The sequence below is a fragment of the Pseudarthrobacter sp. DSP2-3-2b1 genome (assembly GCF_049895945.1).
Classification (GTDB): domain Bacteria; phylum Actinomycetota; class Actinomycetes; order Actinomycetales; family Micrococcaceae; genus Arthrobacter.
In genome coordinates, this window is sequence record NZ_JAFCTI010000021.1 from 1 (window position 1) to 16188 (window position 16188).

The 16188-nt window shown below is 58.0% G+C and carries 15 protein-coding genes; 5 read left to right on the plus strand and 10 right to left on the minus strand.

Translation table 11 applies throughout. The features are described 5' to 3' along the window. Positions 1 to 358 precede the first annotated feature (358 nt). From ACP7AX_RS18415 to ACP7AX_RS18435, 5 genes are all read right to left on the minus strand, one after another. Complete coding sequence (locus tag ACP7AX_RS18415) at positions 359 to 1252, minus strand: hypothetical protein (RefSeq protein WP_426228545.1); 894 nt, start codon at positions 1250 to 1252, stop codon at positions 359 to 361. A 285-nt stretch (positions 1253 to 1537) separates the two neighbouring features. Beyond that, a complete protein-coding gene (locus ACP7AX_RS18420) occupies positions 1538 to 2485 on the minus strand; it encodes a glycosyltransferase family 2 protein (protein ID WP_426228547.1) in 948 nt (315 codons plus the stop codon). 24 nt (positions 2486 to 2509) lie between these two features. Next, positions 2510 to 3604, minus strand: coding sequence for a glycosyltransferase family 4 protein (locus ACP7AX_RS18425; protein ID WP_426228549.1), 1095 nt, complete (start codon positions 3602 to 3604; stop codon positions 2510 to 2512). Between the two features lie 70 nt (positions 3605 to 3674). After that, positions 3675 to 4355 (minus strand): acyltransferase, encoded by a 681-nt coding sequence (locus ACP7AX_RS18430; RefSeq protein ID WP_426228551.1) that lies wholly within the window; start codon positions 4353 to 4355, stop codon positions 3675 to 3677. Then, positions 4352 to 5470: a glycosyltransferase gene (locus ACP7AX_RS18435; protein WP_426228553.1), complete on the minus strand. Its 1119-nt coding sequence runs from the start codon at positions 5468 to 5470 to the stop codon at positions 4352 to 4354. The genes ACP7AX_RS18430 and ACP7AX_RS18435 overlap by 4 nt, the downstream gene beginning before the upstream one ends. Before the next feature lie 369 nt (positions 5471 to 5839). Between ACP7AX_RS18435 and ACP7AX_RS18440 the strand changes: the two genes are divergently transcribed. From ACP7AX_RS18440 to ACP7AX_RS18455, 4 genes are all read left to right on the plus strand, one after another. Then, the gene (locus ACP7AX_RS18440) at positions 5840 to 7225 is read left to right on the plus strand and encodes a sugar transferase (RefSeq protein WP_426228598.1); all 1386 of its coding nucleotides are present in this window, start codon (positions 5840 to 5842) and stop codon (positions 7223 to 7225) included. A gap of 733 nt (positions 7226 to 7958) precedes the next feature. After that, a complete protein-coding gene (locus tag ACP7AX_RS18445) occupies positions 7959 to 9152 on the plus strand; it encodes a DUF4012 domain-containing protein (protein ID WP_426228600.1) in 1194 nt (397 codons plus the stop codon). 172 nt (positions 9153 to 9324) lie between these two features. Beyond that, positions 9325 to 9912, plus strand: coding sequence for an LPXTG cell wall anchor domain-containing protein (locus ACP7AX_RS18450; RefSeq protein ID WP_426228555.1), 588 nt, complete (start codon positions 9325 to 9327; stop codon positions 9910 to 9912). Positions 9913 to 10213: 301 nt separating this feature from the next. Beyond that, positions 10214 to 10609, plus strand: coding sequence for a VanZ family protein (locus tag ACP7AX_RS18455; RefSeq protein ID WP_426228557.1), 396 nt, complete (start codon positions 10214 to 10216; stop codon positions 10607 to 10609). Between the two features lie 27 nt (positions 10610 to 10636). Here the strand turns inward: ACP7AX_RS18455 and rfbB are convergent, their stop codons facing one another. Continuing rightward, positions 10637 to 11635 carry a dTDP-glucose 4,6-dehydratase gene (rfbB, locus tag ACP7AX_RS18460; RefSeq protein ID WP_426228559.1) on the minus strand — a complete coding sequence of 333 codons (999 nt, stop codon included), beginning with the start codon at positions 11633 to 11635 and terminating at the stop codon, positions 10637 to 10639. Positions 11636 to 11697: 62 nt separating this feature from the next. Between rfbB and rfbA the strand changes: the two genes are divergently transcribed. Further along, a complete protein-coding gene (gene rfbA / locus ACP7AX_RS18465; protein WP_426228561.1) occupies positions 11698 to 12603 on the plus strand; it encodes a glucose-1-phosphate thymidylyltransferase RfbA in 906 nt (301 codons plus the stop codon). Positions 12604 to 12679: 76 nt separating this feature from the next. On the opposite strand, the gene galU is transcribed toward rfbA, so the two are convergent. The 4 genes from galU to paaD are packed head-to-tail and all read right to left on the minus strand — an operon-like array spanning position 12680 to position 16183. Continuing rightward, entirely contained in the window at positions 12680 to 13570 is an 891-nt protein-coding gene (galU, locus tag ACP7AX_RS18470) for a UTP--glucose-1-phosphate uridylyltransferase GalU (RefSeq protein ID WP_426228563.1), read from the minus strand. A 39-nt stretch (positions 13571 to 13609) separates the two neighbouring features. Further along, a complete protein-coding gene (locus ACP7AX_RS18475; RefSeq protein WP_426228565.1) occupies positions 13610 to 14389 on the minus strand; it encodes an enoyl-CoA hydratase/isomerase family protein in 780 nt (259 codons plus the stop codon). Between the two features lie 32 nt (positions 14390 to 14421). Continuing rightward, entirely contained in the window at positions 14422 to 15648 is a 1227-nt protein-coding gene (paaE, locus tag ACP7AX_RS18480; RefSeq protein ID WP_426228567.1) for a 1,2-phenylacetyl-CoA epoxidase subunit PaaE, read from the minus strand. A 10-nt stretch (positions 15649 to 15658) separates the two neighbouring features. Beyond that, the gene (paaD, locus tag ACP7AX_RS18485; protein WP_426228602.1) at positions 15659 to 16183 is read right to left on the minus strand and encodes a 1,2-phenylacetyl-CoA epoxidase subunit PaaD; all 525 of its coding nucleotides are present in this window, start codon (positions 16181 to 16183) and stop codon (positions 15659 to 15661) included. Positions 16184 to 16188 lie beyond the last annotated feature (5 nt).

A 16188-nucleotide genomic window follows, 5' to 3' on the forward strand; every position in this document is an offset into this window, starting at 1 on the left:
ACCACCCCGGCCCCTCCCAAGGCCACCGTAAACGACGACCACCCCACGTCAACAGGGGTACTTAAGAGATACAAGCCGCCCTTAAGAGATACAAGCCAGAAAACCGCCACGCGGGATTCCGGGAGCAGCCCACCACTGCAGCGCTAGCCAATACCACAGGTAGGCGTTTTTCCCCAAAAAGACTCAAACCCAAATGCGTGAGCCTAACGTGGGCCTAAGGAGTTTGGAAACTTTCGCTACTCGGGGTCATGTGACTCCAGACGCTGCAATTCGTTCCTCAATACCGCGTTTTCGCGCTGAAGCTCCGCGACTTGCGTGTACAAGTCTCCTATGATCGCAAGAATTGCTTCCGGCTTCATTATTTCCCCACCCATCCATCACTTCCGGTGCCCGATTCCTTGGCCCATAAGGTGCGCCGAATACCACCACTAGCGCTGAGGAACAACGAGCCCGGCGCGGCCACAACGACTCCATTTGGATCTCCTGAGCCAAAGGTCAACTTTTGCCCGGAATCAACCGAACTAATCAAGGCGGGCGAGCTGACGGCTTCCGTTACAGTCACACTCATGGCTTCCAGTGAACCACTCAAAACGAACCCGTTCCCACGTGGAACAACAGATGCCTCACCCAGCCGCAGCGCCCCCGACCCGTCAACACGAAATACCTGGCCCCCTTCCGAATCCGTCACGGACAGATAATCTTTCCAGCCTCCGGATCCAGAGATGAGGATGGCCTCGTCAGCCTTTTCAGACCCCGAAGAGACAATCCAATGACCCCTGCTCCAATACTGCCCGGAGTCGACGCCAGCGTCCAGGACAGAAACTAATGCTGCTGATCGACCTGCGGTCTTAATGTTGACCTTCAATTCTGCCGCTTCCACAAGTCCGCCCGGCCTTCTATTGGTGACTTCGAAGACAGCACCCCCGAGCTCCCCGTATGCGCCCTCCGAATTCTCCCCCAATACTCCCCGGTGGTAGTAACCGTGGATTGACCCCTTACCCTTGAATCCACCATCATGTTCGACAAACGTCGCATGAACGTTGCCAAACGAGGCGCCACCTGAATTGGCTTGATTGGACGAAACATCGTCTCCTCTTAGCCCATTTGAGCCACCAACAAACTCTATGGCGGCGGCGGCTCTATAAACGTATGTTGCCTGCGCATCCTCCGCGGATTCAGGAATACGCACGGTTCCTGAGTAATCAAGAGCCTGCGGCTCTGTTGCGGCGAACATTTGCATGCGGTCGAACACGTTCGTTGAACCTACAGCCGCAAAGTTTGCTCTTAGGGCAGACGAGAGGTCGCTTTGGGGATCCGACACCAAATCATGCAAGACAGAATCTACACGCGCAGACTCAACTACGGCCCCGACCGATGACTCCGTCGTAGTTTTTGATGCAAGAAACCCAGACGAAGCCCCAACCGCAATTACCCCGGCGTAGGTTCTGAATATATCCCTTCGAGAAACCCCACCTCTCGACGGCAGCTGATCCATGAGTCATGCCATCATTTCCGACACACTGTCCGTTGAAGACATCTATGGAAGCTTTGTCGTTGCTCGCGCATAGTCCAAAAACTTTGAGGACTCTTGTGCCCAGTTGACTGAACTAGGCCCGGCCGCGAGGGCCTTCAGACGATACCCCAATGCTCGACTCAGAAAAGTAAACATCATCGCGCACTTCCAAAGTTGCTTATCGAAAAATCCCCTATTTAGGTTAACGAGGTAATAATCGTACAAGTTTTCGAGCCAGAGACTCCAGGCAGGACCAGCCTCGCCCTCGCTCGATGCCCCAACTAAATGCGAAGAATGGACACCGCCATAATGCACCACTCGCAACCCTTCTGCACGAAGCCTGCGACATAGTTCAATATCTTCGGCATACATGAACCATCGTTCAGATAGACCTTCCAGCTGTCGCCATCGATCCGCTCGCATAAGTAGGCAGGCTCCGGACACCCAATCAACCTCAGTTGACGTCCCGGTCTCTCCCTTGGAGTAAAGGTTAAAGCCCTTAGACAGCGACGAAAATTGAGGCAACCCAAGAGCCTGCGAAAGCATGTTCGAAGCAGTTGGTTCAAATCCTGCGGACTTCACACGCAAGCGCCCAGAAGGGTGTGTAATGCTGGGCGCTATTACACCGATGCTGGAGTCGATTTGCAATTGATGCACAAGCTTGTCGACTCCGCCGCCGTCGATTAAACAATCAGGGTTAAGCAGCAGTAGGTAATCTCCACTGGTTAAGTCTGCAGCACTATTAACAGCCTTCGCAAACCCAATATTGGCGTCGCATTCGTGCAAAGTTATATCGAAAGAATAATTTCCAGCTTCAACTAATTTTGTAACTATCAGCGCTGGTGAATCCTTCGAATCGTTATCCCAGATTATGACCTCGGAAATGCACTCGGAGCTTCGGAGACTTTCCACGCACTGCGTTAGTAAATTGGCGCTGTTGTAAGTAACAACAATGACGCTGACTGTTTTCATGCTGTTACCACACATTCTGAAGAGTTAATCATCCGAAAGACTCCCAACCAAGCTGCTGATCTCTGATCTAAATCGAACCAGGCTAAACCTATCCTCAAAAACATCACGTGAGTTCGCGGAAAGCTCATTTCCCGACCCACTATTGGCCTGCATTAAGGCCGCAACCCAAGCGTTGGTGTCTGTAGGATCAATCAACCAGCCGGTCACTCCATGGTCAATTATTTCAGGGAGGCCCCCGATATTGCTAGCCATGACCGGACGGCCAGCGGCTAAGGCTTCAATGGCAATTGTGGGAAGTGGATCAGGCAGAACACTTGGGACTACGACAACATGGCAAGCGGCCAAATAAACGTCTATGTTGGACGTCTCACCTACCAGATCAATTGACGATGAAGTTGTCATCGAGGCGACTATACCGGCCACATCGACCGCTTGTCCCACCTCAGGCGGGGCTCCCAAAATTACGAGCCGCGCATCGGATAGGTTGGCTTGTTCCCACGCTCCAAGGAACTCTCTGTGGCCTTTCCACGAGTTCCATCGGCTCGACAACAGGAATATTTTTGGCGGTCCGATTGGTGGCGTCTCGTGCTTAGCCAGGTCAAATCCGTTGTGGATGGTGCTAATTTTTCCTTGAGCCGACCGTGGCAGTCTTCTCCGAACGGCGCTGCTAACCGCCACGACACTGTCTGAACATGACACGAGAGGCAGGACCACAATGCGCTTTACTGCCGAGCCAAGATCCTCATGTAGGTGAAGGACTGTACGATACCGGGCGGCCTTAGCAACTAACGTGACAGGGGCCAAAGCCGCCGTGTTGATATATGCAACGTCTCCCTTTGCCTCCCGAAGCTTCTTCCAAGTACTAAAACAACGCGCAATAAGAGTGGGCAAGAACTTAGCACTACGGTAACTGCTGCGAAGTACCGGAAGGTCCACAAACAGGACAGAAACTCCCAGCGAAATTAGTCTCGAACTGAGTTTCGCCTGAGGGTAAGTGACGTCTTTCGGTAGCCAGACTTGCACGTCGTGTTCGGCTTGAAGAGCTCCAACAACCTCCATCAATACCTTATCGGCGCCGTATAGTTCGTCAGAGGGATGCAATATGACTATCTTGGCCAAGAATGATCTCCGTAATTAATTCGAGGAAAGTGGATCGATTGGGGTTATTGGCCGCCCAGTCGCAGTGGGTCTAATCGCCAGTCCGCAGCCGAATTAGCCGCGCTGGGACACCGCCTACTATTGCGTTGTCGGGGACGTCGCGAGTGACAACGCTGCCCGCTGCCACAACCACACCATTCCCGATACTCACTCCAGCCGTAACCGTGACGCCACTCCCAATCCAAACGTTGTTCCCTATTTTTAGGAACTCGCGCCTTACCCCTTGCTTTTTAATTGTTTCGTTTAGGTCGTCATAGATGTGGTTCTCCGAGAAAAGCCTGACACCTGGGCCGAGCATTACATCGTCACCTATGCGAATATCTCCAGAACATCCAATAAAGCAGTTCGGCCCGAAGCTAGACCTGTCGCCGACCCATAGTCCTGCGCCCACTTCGCCTCCGTAGTTGCTTGATGGACGAATCATGGTCCCGCTCCCTACCGAGACGTCTTTTCCAAAGTTAACACCGTACGTTGCGAGGCCCTGGACGTGTGCAAAATCTTCGATAATAAGGCGCCCTTGGTGCGAAATACCTTGAGGGTTGCTCAGGCGAACGCCTCGCCCCACCAATAGCGGGCCGGATGATGCCCGAAAAAATGGCCTAACAGACAAGCCCCTAAGGACCATCACAGAAGCACGAGCGAGCGTTTGTGCGGTGGCTACGGTATTTGCCCGGGGCGGGATACCCTCAAAACGGAGAAATCTGGGTGTCATCGAATAGTCAATTCGGACGCCGGGCGCAGCGCAGACAGTTCACCCTCATAGGCGCGGCAGACGGCTTCCCAAGTGTAGCCTTCCGCAACTCTGTGAATCGCTGCGATCGAAAGTTGCTCTTGGAGGGTTGGAGATGTCATAACCCTCCGCAGTGCAGTCGCAATGCTGTCGACATCGGGCGAACAAAACTCGCCACTATCAGATAGAACTTCACGGTTATAGACAGTGTCGCGCGCAACTATGGGAGCACCGTTGGCCATAGCCTGAACCAGTGCGGGGTTCGTCCCACCAACGCTGTGTCCATGAAAGTAAACTCCGCAATTTTTCCATAGTGCGAGGAGCCGGCGATCATCGGCCACATGCCCCAGCCAGTGAACTTTTGGGAACTCCTCAGTCAGGGCTTTCACAGCAAGCTCTAATGGCCCCCCATATCCTGACGACCCTACGATGACAACCTCGTAATCAGCGGCTACTTGGCGGACTGCCTCGAGGAATTCAGGGATAGTGTTTTCTGGGACAAACCTTGCGACTGCGAGAATATACCTACGCTTTGGAAATGGATCTTGCGAAGCGAAGGAATTGTCCGCGGCATCTCCGCCATAGGGAATGAAAACACTGGATCGCGAGAACTCCGTCTCCCACCGTCGCTGAATTTCGACAGAATCTGCAATGAGAACGTTCCCGAAACGGGCGGTTAGCCGGGCGCCGACTTTGAATACCGTCTTGGCTAAACGGCCCCATTTAGCTCGCTCCCATTCGATCCCATCTACGTTGACAACTGTGGGTATACGCCGCAGCATCAAAAGGGGTAGCCAAAATCCATTCGCCACGTTCATTACAAGCGCAACGTCTGGTTTTTCTCGCATCGCATGAAGGCACGCAGTCAGTCCATAAGTAAGGGTACTGAGAGACTTATACTCAAGTCCCGGTGTGGATAGGACCCGAATCCGCGCATCTGCAGAGGAATCATGTTGCCGCCCTCCGGGACGACCGTACACCGACACCGCCCATCCTTGGTCCGCCAAATACGGTGCCAGCTTTCGAACTGCTGTCTCAAATCCGCCGTAGTAGCTGGGATACCCTCGGGTACCAATAATGCTCACGGAACGCCCCATAACCTTGCCCCTACACTCGCACGCCAATCGACCCCAGTCAGTGCCGCCATCGACGTTATCACCTACACCTGAGTGAGGCCGAGCTTCGGAGACGGAGGATGTCGATGCTTCGCTGGCGCGCTGGAGCACGACTTTGGGCGCTCTTGTGGTTTTCCTGCCACGTTTTTCTGGGCCGCTCGGAAGCACTCCGTCAGTCCCCAACCCCAACCCGGTGCTCCGGCAAACACTCGGAGTTTCGCCGACACATTAACGACATGACCCAGGGGAGTTGTAGCATGACCCCCGGAGATCTCGCGGCTGGCGATATGGAATTTTTATTGGGGGTCGTTGGTGGATTGGCGGGCAAGGACATCGCGAGCTTTGAGCTTCGTGGACGCTTTCGTAATTATTTGGGCAGTAGCCGGCGCTTACGTCATCAGATTCGGGTTCGAGGCCAGTTCCGTCCAGCCTGGGTATGAGGGCAGCTATTTGTGGTTATCCGCGGCGCTCTGTGCCGCTTGGTGGCTCATGCTCGGGGCCTGGAACAGCCGACAGAGCCGAATTTTGGGTTCGGGCTCTGATGAATACAAGCGCGTTGCCGCCGCATCGCTTTGGCTGTTCGGCCTCGTGGCAATTTTTTCATACGTTTTGCGTATAGACACCGCGCGAGGATTCGTAGGCATTGCACTCCCTGTTGGCCTCATTGGTCTTCTGCTGGCGAGGTGGTTGCTCCGACAGCATTTGAATGTCAACCGGCAGGGCGGCAGTAGCATGTCCCGTTTGTTGGTACTCGGCGGTCCTGGGGCGGTGGCCCATCTCGCATCTTCGCTCTTTGAGGCACGGCACGCCGGGTACCTTCCAGTGGCCGCATACATGCCGCGCGGTGACCCTTCAATGACTATTGAGCCGGAATCCGGCCTCCGCGTCCTGGGCCATCAAGCCGACACCAGCGCTATCTTAGAAGCAATTGAGCAGTGTGGCGCTGACGCTGTAGCCGTATCCGCTGGGGTCCAATTGCATCCTCAAACCTTGAGGCACTTGGGTTGGGCATTAGCTTCAAAGAACATAGGCCTCATTATGGCCCCAGCGCTCACCGACATCGCTGGGCCGCGAATCCATACCCAGCAAGTCGCTGGCCTGCCGCTGATTCATGTCACCACGCCTACATTGGAAGGTGGGCAGCGTGTCGCCAAGAGGCTTTTCGATGTGTTGGCGGCGAGCATCCTACTACTCCTGACAGCACCCGTTTTCGTCGTCGCCGGGCTTGCAGTGAAAATTACGAGCCAAGGCCCCATCCTATTCCGCCAAGAGCGCGTGGGAATCCAAGGCCGGCATTTCCAGATGTTGAAATTCCGCTCCATGGTTGTCAACGCCGAGCAACGACTTTCGGAGCTAGAAGCGGAAAATGAAGGCAACGGAGTGCTCTTCAAGATCAAGGACGACCCTAGAATCACTCCCCTCGGGAAGATTTTGCGCCGCTACAGCATAGATGAGCTACCCCAACTCGCAAACGTTTTTGCGGGTTCCATGAGCTTGGTCGGTCCACGCCCTCCCCTGCCCAAGGAGGTAGCCGGATATGAAAGGGATGTACGCCGTCGCTTACTCGTGAAACCTGGCCTAACTGGCCTTTGGCAAATAAGCGGGCGCTCCGACCTTTCCTGGAAAGACTCCGTGCGGCTAGATCTCTACTATGTGGAGAACTGGTCTCTGGCCGGCGATGTGGTGATCCTCTTAAAGACCGCGAGGGCCGTCGTCCATAGCTCGGGCGCCTACTGATGCCAGACGGTGTTCACAACGGGCTCCATTTGGAGAAGGAAGCGTCGTAATGAATAAATCAAACCAAATGAACTCAAGCGTCAGCGACGCCGTACATACACGTGAATATACCCGGACTAGCAAACGTCGCGCACGAATTCGAGTCGCGGCAATGAGTCTAGTTGCAGCAGCGACGGTGGGAGTGGCTTGCGCGGGATGGCTTAATTTCCGAGCCATGTCCATTAGGTCCGAACTCGAGGCCGCAGCGCAATTAATCCCCGCATTAGAAGGAAGCCTCGCTAACAACGCGCCACATGAGGCCCATTTGACGGCAATGGAACTGCGAGCCCACACAGCGACGGCTCGGGAAGCGGCCGAGGATCCACTCTGGACTCTGGCTTCTGCGATTCCGGGCCTCGGCGACAATTTCAGTGCCGTGGCAGAGGTCGCACGATCTGCTGACGACGTTGCTACACATGGCGTCACCCCACTGGTCAAGGTATTCGGATCGCTTAGTTGGGACAGTATTCTTCCCAGTAGCGCTGGGACCGACTTGTCGCCCCTCCAGGACGCCGCACCTAGCGTTTCCGCTGCGGCTCTTGCAGTAAGAGTCTCGGCCGAAAGATTAGAGAGAATAGATACTAGAACTTTGTTGCCACTGGTGTCCGCTCCATTGACAGAGGCTAGAGATCGCCTAGGTGAAGTTACAAAGGTACTGGACACATCGGCGAATGCTGCCGCGATCGCTCCGGGGATGTTGGGAGCCAACGGTAGTCGTACGTATCTACTCATGATTCAGAACAACGCCGAGGCCCGTGCATCTGGTGGTATACCAGGAGCCCTAGCAGTTCTGTCCCTTAATGAAGGCAAGCTGACGCTGGGGGAGCAAAGCAGCGCTGGAGAGTTAGGAGTGATGTCACCGCCTTTGCGTGTAGAAGCAGAACAAGTTCAAATCTATTCAACACGCATAGGAAAGTATGTCCAGGACGTAAATTTGACCCCCGACTTCCCTACGGCGGCCAACGCAGCCCAAGCAATGTGGGAGACGAAGACGGGACAGCATGTTGACGGCGTTATCTCCATCGACCCTGTCGCATTGGGTTACATTTTGGACGCCACAGGCCCTGTGAGGATTACCGACACAGAGCTCATCGCTCTCGCATCTGCAGGCCTACCGACAGAACTGACCGGTGCCAATGTCGTTGAGACGTTACTTTCAGACGTTTATGCAAAAATCGAGCGACCGGTCCTTCAAGACGTCTACTTCGCCGGCGTTGCACAGGAAATTTTCGCAGCGTTGGCGGATGGAAGGGGAAATACGAAAGGCCTAATTGATGGGCTCGCACGCGGTGCCGCTGAAAGCCGCGTTCTGATCTGGTCTGGGCTGCCGGTGGAACAGTCCGTCATTGCCGAGTACGCTCTCAGCGGAGCAATTGTGGGGCCGAGCATTTCGCCTGCACAATTTGGTGTCTACTTCAATGACAGCACCGGCGCGAAGATGGACTATTACGTCAAGCGCACGGTCCAGTTGGTCAAGGAGTGCCCTAGTGAGGGCTACGAGCAGACGACAGTTCGCATTACCAGCACCAACACGGCACCAGCCAACGCTGCGACGTCCTTGCCAGCCTACGTCACAGGAAACGGCATCTTCGGAATACCCGCAGGATCGGTGCAAACTAATATCGTTGCCTACGGGCCTGTCCAGGCACACGTAGAGACCGCCAAGCTGGACGGTAAGAATACGGACTTTGCTCCGTACCTGCATGCCAACAGGCCGGTAGGGGTCCTGGCAGTTCGACTGGCCCCGGGCGAAAGCAAGACAGTGGAATTTGCTTTCGGGAAGATCGTTCAACACACGGAACCTAATGTGACTGTCACTCCGACAGTTCAGAATGTAAACGATGTGATTCAGCCCACACAAGTTGCTGAATGTTCGCCTGCCACATAGACGTCGTGTTAACACTATGTAAACCGACTGGATTGAGATTGCTCAGGCAGCGACCCAGATGGTACGGTCTTTTTTGGGATATCTATCCGGCATTTCTGCACAGGTCTCGTGCGGTGAGGAAACCTCCTCAATTCGGGTACATCAAAACTTAAACGTCTCCGGGGGGACAACGATGAAAAAAACACTCGCAGCACTCGCTCTTGCAGGTTCACTCGCACTCGTCGGCACAGCACCGGCAATGGCTGCTACCTACCCGCCAGCCGCGCCGGCAGCAGGCGTCGATGACGCTACCGTAGCTCCTGGTGAGGAGTTCGTCTTCACGGCACAGGGCTTCTTTGCCGGGGAAACGGTCACCATCTCCATCACTCTGATCGCTTCCGGCGCCGCTAATACTGGCGGCACCGCTGTCTCTACCAAGATCCCTGTCTTCCAAGCACCGATTACCGTCAGCGGAACGGCAGACGCCCAGGGCAAGGTGTCCGTTCCGCTTGCATTAAACGAAGCCGGCACCTACTCCATTACCGCAACTGGTAACACCTCCGGCGTCACCGTGGGTCCCGTCACGGTTACTGTCGCCGCGTCGTTGGCCAACAGCGGTGGCGCACCGCTGGCCACCACGGGTGGCGGTGCCGGCCTCGCCAACACGGGTGCGGACTCGGGCTTGGTTCTCTGGACCCTGGTTGGAGCTGGCGCGCTTGCCGCCGGCGCAGCTTCCGTTGTTGTAGCCCGCCGTCGCGCCAAGACTGAGGCAGCAGCGTAACCGCAACACCCACAAGCACCAACGAGGGTGGGTGGTCCTCCAGGAGACTGGAGAACCACCCACCCTCTGCTGTTATGACATGTGGTATCAATTAGAGCTATGGGGAGACATTGGCGCAGAACACCGGGGCAGTTCGACTACTCTGCACCCTTGCCCGGCCGTCAGACCGTCCCATATGTCATCCTGGGACTGTTGACCGTCGTCGCGCTTGGAACGGCAGTACTGGCACTTTTGCGAACAGCCTGAAAGCACGTTGAAACGCCTGAAAATTCACAGGCTTTGGGGGGCTGTCCTCGTTACCATGCTCGTACCTCTGGCGCTCGTGGCTTTTTGGCCCGTTCCGGTAGATCAGCCCCTGCAGGGTAAGCTAGCTAGCCTTCTGAGATTTCTCCACGCCCACGGAATTCCCGCTTGGCTAAACTACAAATTTGTAGAGGCTTCGGCCAACGTCTTGCTCTTTATCCCAATGGGCCTAGTTGCCTCGCTAGCCTTCGTCGAGAAGCGCTGGTGGCAAATCGGTTCTTTTGGACTGCTTGTCTCCGGGGTCATGGAACTGGGCCAGCTGTTGTTTCTTCACCACCGCTTCGCAAGTCCGTTGGATCTTGTCACAAACACCTGCGGTGCCGTAATAGGTGCCGGACTCGCCATCGCCAATCAGAGGCGAGCAAAGGCCTCCGTCAGTCGGCGGTACCCTTAATAAGCCCCAAGACGTTGGTTCCGTCGTCTACTGGCCTTGTTCCCTGTACTTGGCCTCTGTCTGGGCCTTCTGGGGCCGCCACCAGTTCTCATTGTTGCGGTACCAGGCGATGGTGTCCTCGATGCCGGCGTCGAAGTTCGAAAACTTCGGTTCCCAGCCCAGCTCGTCCCGGAGCTTGGTGGAGTCAATCGCGTAGCGCAGGTCATGGCCGGGACGGTCCACCACGTGGTCGTAGGCATCTGCTGACTGGTCCATGTGCTTCAGGATCAGTTCCACGACGTCCTTGTTGTTCTTCTCCCCGTCGGCACCAATCAGATACGTCTCACCGATCCGGCCCTTGGCAATGATGGCAAGCACCGCTGAGGAATGGTCGTTCGCGTGGATCCAGTCGCGGACGTTCTCGCCCTTGCCGTATAGCTTGGGGCGGATCCCGTCGATCACGTTGGTGATCTGGCGCGGAATGAACTTCTCCACGTGCTGGTAGGGGCCGTAGTTGTTCGAGCAGTTGCTGATGGTGGCCTGCAGGCCGAAGGACCGCACCCAGGCACGGACCAGCAGGTCCGAGCCTGCTTTCGTCGAGGAGTACGGGCTGGACGGGTTGTACGGTGTCTGCTCCGTGAACCGCTCAGGGTCATCGAGCTCAAGATCGCCGTAGACCTCATCGGTGGAGATGTGGTGGAAACGCTTGCCGTGCTTCCTGGCTGCTTCAATCAGCGTGTAGGTGCCGATGATGTTTGTGTCCAGGAAGGGCCGCGGGTCGTGCAGCGAGTTGTCATTGTGCGACTCTGCCGCGTAATGAACAACCACATCGCAGTCAGCCACGAGACCGTCAACCACGGCGGCGTCAGCAATATCACCCTGGACAAACCGGAAGCGGTCCTCGGGCAGACCCTCAAGGGACGCGAGGTTGCCCGCATAAGTCAGCTTGTCCAGCACCGTGACGTGGTTATCCGTGTTTTCCAGCACGTAATGGACAAAATTGGAACCAATAAAGCCGGCGCCGCCGGTAACCAAGAAGTTTTGCATACCTTCATCGTTTCACAGCGACATGATTTGGTTGAATTTATAACACAGGCGAAAATGTTCTTATGCGCGGAATAATCCTCGCCGGGGGAACCGGTTCACGTCTTCATCCAATTACTCTTGGAATCAGCAAGCAACTGGTTCCGGTGTACGACAAGCCAATGATCTACTACCCGCTGTCTACCCTAATGCTCGCGGGGATCCGGGACATCCTCATCATCACCACCCAGCAGGACGCTGATCAGTTCCAACGCCTCCTTGGGGACGGAAGTCGCTTCGGCGTGAACCTCACCTACACCCAGCAGCCTTCCCCGGATGGCCTCGCCCAGGCCTTCGTACTAGGCGCGGAGCACATCGGCGATGGCCCCGTGGCCCTGGTCCTGGGCGACAACATCTTTTACGGCCAGGGCCTGGGTACCCAACTGCGCCGCTTCGGGAACATCGATGGTGGCGCCGTCTTCGGATACTGGGTTGCAGAGCCGTCTGCGTATGGAGTTGTCGAATTCGATTCCGAAGGAAAGGCAATTTCGCTGGAAGAAAAGCCAGCCAAGCCGAAAAGCCATTACGCCGTTCCCGGACTCTATTTCTACGACAATGACGTGGTGGAAATTGCCCGCGACCTCAAGCCCTCACCGCGGGGCGAACTCGAGATCACCGACGTAAACCGGGTCTATTTGGAACGCGGCAAGCTTCAGGTGGAGATCCTTCCCCGCGGGACTGCATGGCTGGATACCGGAACATTTAATGACCTGAATGACGCTTCGGAATTCGTCCGGACAGTCCAGCATCGCCAGGGCTTGTCCATCGGATGCCCCGAAGAAATCGCCTGGCGGCTGGGCTTCCTGTCTGATGATGAACTTCGGCAGCGGGCCGAACCCCTCGCAAAGAGCGGCTATGGCAGCTACTTGCTCGAACTTCTCTCGGAGGGCGTAAGCCTTGCCGCCGGGGAGCGCGAGCTCGTGCAGCGCTGATGTTCCTTTGTCAGACTGAATGACGGAAGGCCCGATGCAACTTGCATCGGGCCTTCCGTCACTTATTCAGCTGGGACTAGCCCACGAAGGCCTTCATCCAGGTCTTCAGGTCCTCGCCGAACTCAACGCGCTCGGACGCCAAGGTGATGACAGCTTTGAGGTAGCTCAGCTTGTCGCCAGTGTCGTAACGGCGCCCCTTGAACACCACGCCGAACACGCCGGAGCCTTCGCCTTCGCCGGCAGCGAGGGTCTGCAGCGCATCGGTGAGCTGGATTTCCCCGCCGCGGCCGGGCTCGGTGTTCTCCAGGACGCCGAACACCGACGGGTGCAGGACGTACCGGCCGATGACGGCCAGGTTGGACGGAGCCTCGCCCGGAGCGGGCTTTTCCACCAGGCTGTTCACGCGGACGTAGTCCTCGCCGTCGATGGCCGAGATGTCCGCGCAGCCGTAGGCACTGATCTCGGAGGGATCCAGCTCGATCAGGGCGATGACCGAGCCGCCCGTCTTCTGCTGTACGTCCATCATGGTGCTGAGCAGGGTTTCGGCCTCGTCAATGAGGTCGTCACCCAGCAGGACTGCGAACGGCTCGTTGCCCACGTGCTGCGCGGCGCAGAGCACAGCGTGGCCCAGGCCCTTGGCTTCGCCCTGGCGGACGTAGTGGATGGGGCCCAGCTCGGACGCCTCGCGCACCAGGTCCAGGCGGCCCTGATCGCCCTTCTTCTCGAGCGCCTGCTCCAAACCGGGTTCCCGGTCGAAATGGTCCTCGAGGGCACGCTTGTTGCGGCCGGTGATCATCAGCAGATCGGTCAGGCCCGCATTGACGGCTTCCTCCACCACGTACTGGATGGCCGGACGGTCAACCACCGGCAGCATTTCCTTCGGCATCGCCTTGGTGGCGGGCAGGAAGCGAGTTCCCAGTCCGGCAGCAGGAATGACGGCCTTGGTTATCGATTTCCCCGTTGTCATAGGTGAACCCTACAAATCAGGCACCACAGATAGCAATTTCTACCCCGTAAATTTTGGCTCACGTTTTTCCTGGAAGGCCCGGAAGCCCTCGGCATAGTCGTCCGTTTTGCAGAGCCGGGCCTGCTCGGCGTTCTCTTCCGTCATGGCCGTCCACAGGCCCAGCCGCTGGTCGCGGATGTGCGCCACCAGCTCCTTGCTTGCTCTGAAGGCACCCGTTGCCCCGGTGGCTACCTTCGACACAATTGCCCGGGTGTTGTCCAGAAGTTCATCTGCGGGCATGGCCCGGCTGAACATCCCCTGCGCCACAGCCTCTGCCCCGGAGATCAGCTCGGCCGTGTAGATCAGGTCCAGCGTCCGGTGCATGCCCAGCCGCTCCGTGAAGTACCAGTGCCCACCCGAGTCCAGCGTGGCCCCCAGCTTCGCGAACGGCGAGCCGAACTTCGCGTTCTCCGCCACGTACACCACGTCGGTGGCCAGCAGCAGGCCCAGCCCCACGCCCAGACACGCTCCCTGAGCTGCTGCAAAGGTCGGGGCGGGGAATGCTGCCATCTTCTGCAGCAGCGGCTGCACAAGGCCTGCCAAGTACGCCTCGGCGTCATCGCTCTCCGGCGTGACGTTCTGGATGTCCCGGCCCGCGCAGAAGGCCCGTCCCTCTCCCCTGAGCAGCAGTGCCCGGACCTCACCGCGCGAGGCGGCGGCAGCGGCGTCGTCGTACGCCTGGGTTAAATCCGCTAGCCCCTGCTCGTCGAGTGAGTTCAGTTTGTGCGGGGCGTTCAGGACCACTTCGGCCACGCCGTTGGTGATGGAGAGGGAAATCATGGGGCTCCTTGTTCTTGGGCGAAGGAATCTTCTTAGACGTCGAAGTCAACGGTGACTTCCTTGCTGGTGGGGTGGCTCTGGCAGGTCAGCACGTACCCCTTGTCGAGTTCATCCTGCTCCAGCGCATAGTTTTCGTCCATGTTCACGGTGCCGGTGACCAGCTTGGCCCGGCAGGTGCCGCAGACTCCCCCGGCGCACGCGAACGGCACGTCCGGCCGGACCCGCAGTGCGGCGTTGAGGATGGATTCGCGGGCGTGGGTGGGGCTGGCCACCTCGCCCTGCAGGCCGTCCAGCTTGAACGTGATCTTGTACGTCTCTTTGGACTCGTCCACCAGCACGGGACGGCCGGCGTTGCCCTCGGGGCGGTCCGGCTTGCCGGAGGTGAACAGCTCGAAGCGGACATGCTCCGGCTTCACGCCGCGCTCGGCCAGGGTGTCACGGCACAGCTGCACCAGCTCGAACGGCCCGCACAGGAACCACTCGTCCACATCGTCCGCGTGGATGGCGGTGCCCAGCAGCTGCTGGAGCTTCTCGGCGTCGATCCGGCCGGAGAGCAGTGGTGCGATCCGCTGCTCGCGGGACAGCACGTGGTGGATGGCCAGGCGCTGCGGGTACTTGTCCTTCAGGTCCGCCAGTTCCTCCAGGAACATCACGTCCATGGCGGCCTTGTTGGCGTAGATCAGGTCGAACCGGGTCTCCGGGCTGGCGGCCAGCAGCGTGCGTGCGATCGCGATCACCGGGGTGATGCCGGAACCCGCCGCGATGGCCACAAAGCTGCCCGGCTCCCCCGCCAGGTCCTCCGGATGGTTCATGGAGTTCATGACGTTCTGGTCCACCGGCTTGCCGTCGCGGCCGTGCTTGGACACAAACGCACCCATGGGGCTCATGACCTCCAGGGTGTCCCCGGCCTTCAGCTCGGAGTTGGCCCAGGTGGAGAACAGCCCGCCCAGGTCCTTCTTCACGGCCACCCGGATCTCGCTGCTGCCGTCCGGGAAGCTGCGCGGCTCGGCGCAGATGGAGTAGCTGCGGCGCACCTCGTGCGGCTCGCCGGTCTCGTCCGGCAGTGTGGTGCGCAGGGCCACGTACTGCCCGGGCAGGTAGTCGAACTGGCCGGCGAGCTCCGGCGGGACCGCGAAGGTGACCTCGATGGCATCCTCGGTGAGCCGGCGCACCTCCCCCACGGTGAGGGTGTGGAAGGACGGACGACGGCGGCCGGTGGCCTGCGCCGTCTCGGCGGCGGTCTGGCGGACAACAGGCATGGGGGCTTCCTTACAGGACTTTGAAGTAATCGAACGGTTCCTTGCAGTCCTGGCAGACGTACAGCGCCTTGCAGGAGGTGGAACCGAAGCGGGTGAGTTCCTTGGTGTTCAGGGACGAGCACTGCGGGCACTTCACGGCCATCTTCAGGCGGATGGGGCCGGCATGGCGTGCGGCGTCGGATTTGCCCGTGGGCGGGGCGATGCCGTACTCGTTGAGCTTGGCCTTCCCTGACTCGGTCATCCAGTCCGTGGTCCAGGCCGGGGCCAGCACCAGGTCAACCTCCACTTGGGAGTACCCTTCCTTGGCGAACGCGGCCTTGAGGTCGTCGCGGATGGCATCCATGGCCGGGCAGCCAGAGTAGGTGGGCGTGATGGTGACCCGGACGCTTCCGTCCGCGCCGACGTCGACCTTCCGCAAAATCCCCAGATCCGCGATGGTGAGCACCGGGATCTCCGGATCAACCACGGTGGCCGCGATGTCCCACGCCGTTTGCCGTGGCGTCCGGGTCCGGGTTTCGAAGTCCGAAATGTACATGGCGG

Excerpts from the sequence above, each read along its gene's own strand:
- ACP7AX_RS18420 (WP_426228547.1), bottom strand. The coding sequence starts at position 2,485 with ATGAAAACAGTCAGCGTCATTGTTGTTACTTACAACAGCGCCAATTTA.
- ACP7AX_RS18455 (WP_426228557.1), top strand. The coding sequence starts at position 10,214 with ATGCTCGTACCTCTGGCGCTCGTGGCTTTTTGGCCCGTTCCGGTAGAT.
- ACP7AX_RS18435 (WP_426228553.1), bottom strand. The coding sequence starts at position 5,470 with ATGGGGCGTTCCGTGAGCATTATTGGTACCCGAGGGTATCCCAGCTAC.
- galU (WP_426228563.1), bottom strand. The coding sequence starts at position 13,570 with ATGACAACGGGGAAATCGATAACCAAGGCCGTCATTCCTGCTGCCGGA.
- rfbA (WP_426228561.1), top strand. The coding sequence starts at position 11,698 with ATGCGCGGAATAATCCTCGCCGGGGGAACCGGTTCACGTCTTCATCCA.
- ACP7AX_RS18430 (WP_426228551.1), bottom strand. The coding sequence starts at position 4,355 with ATGACACCCAGATTTCTCCGTTTTGAGGGTATCCCGCCCCGGGCAAAT.
- paaE (WP_426228567.1), bottom strand. The coding sequence starts at position 15,648 with ATGCCTGTTGTCCGCCAGACCGCCGCCGAGACGGCGCAGGCCACCGGC.
- ACP7AX_RS18450 (WP_426228555.1), top strand. The coding sequence starts at position 9,325 with ATGAAAAAAACACTCGCAGCACTCGCTCTTGCAGGTTCACTCGCACTC.
- ACP7AX_RS18475 (WP_426228565.1), bottom strand. The coding sequence starts at position 14,389 with ATGATTTCCCTCTCCATCACCAACGGCGTGGCCGAAGTGGTCCTGAAC.
- rfbB (WP_426228559.1), bottom strand. The coding sequence starts at position 11,635 with ATGCAAAACTTCTTGGTTACCGGCGGCGCCGGCTTTATTGGTTCCAAT.
- paaD (WP_426228602.1), bottom strand. The coding sequence starts at position 16,183 with ATGTACATTTCGGACTTCGAAACCCGGACCCGGACGCCACGGCAAACG.
- ACP7AX_RS18445 (WP_426228600.1), top strand. The coding sequence starts at position 7,959 with ATGTTGGGAGCCAACGGTAGTCGTACGTATCTACTCATGATTCAGAAC.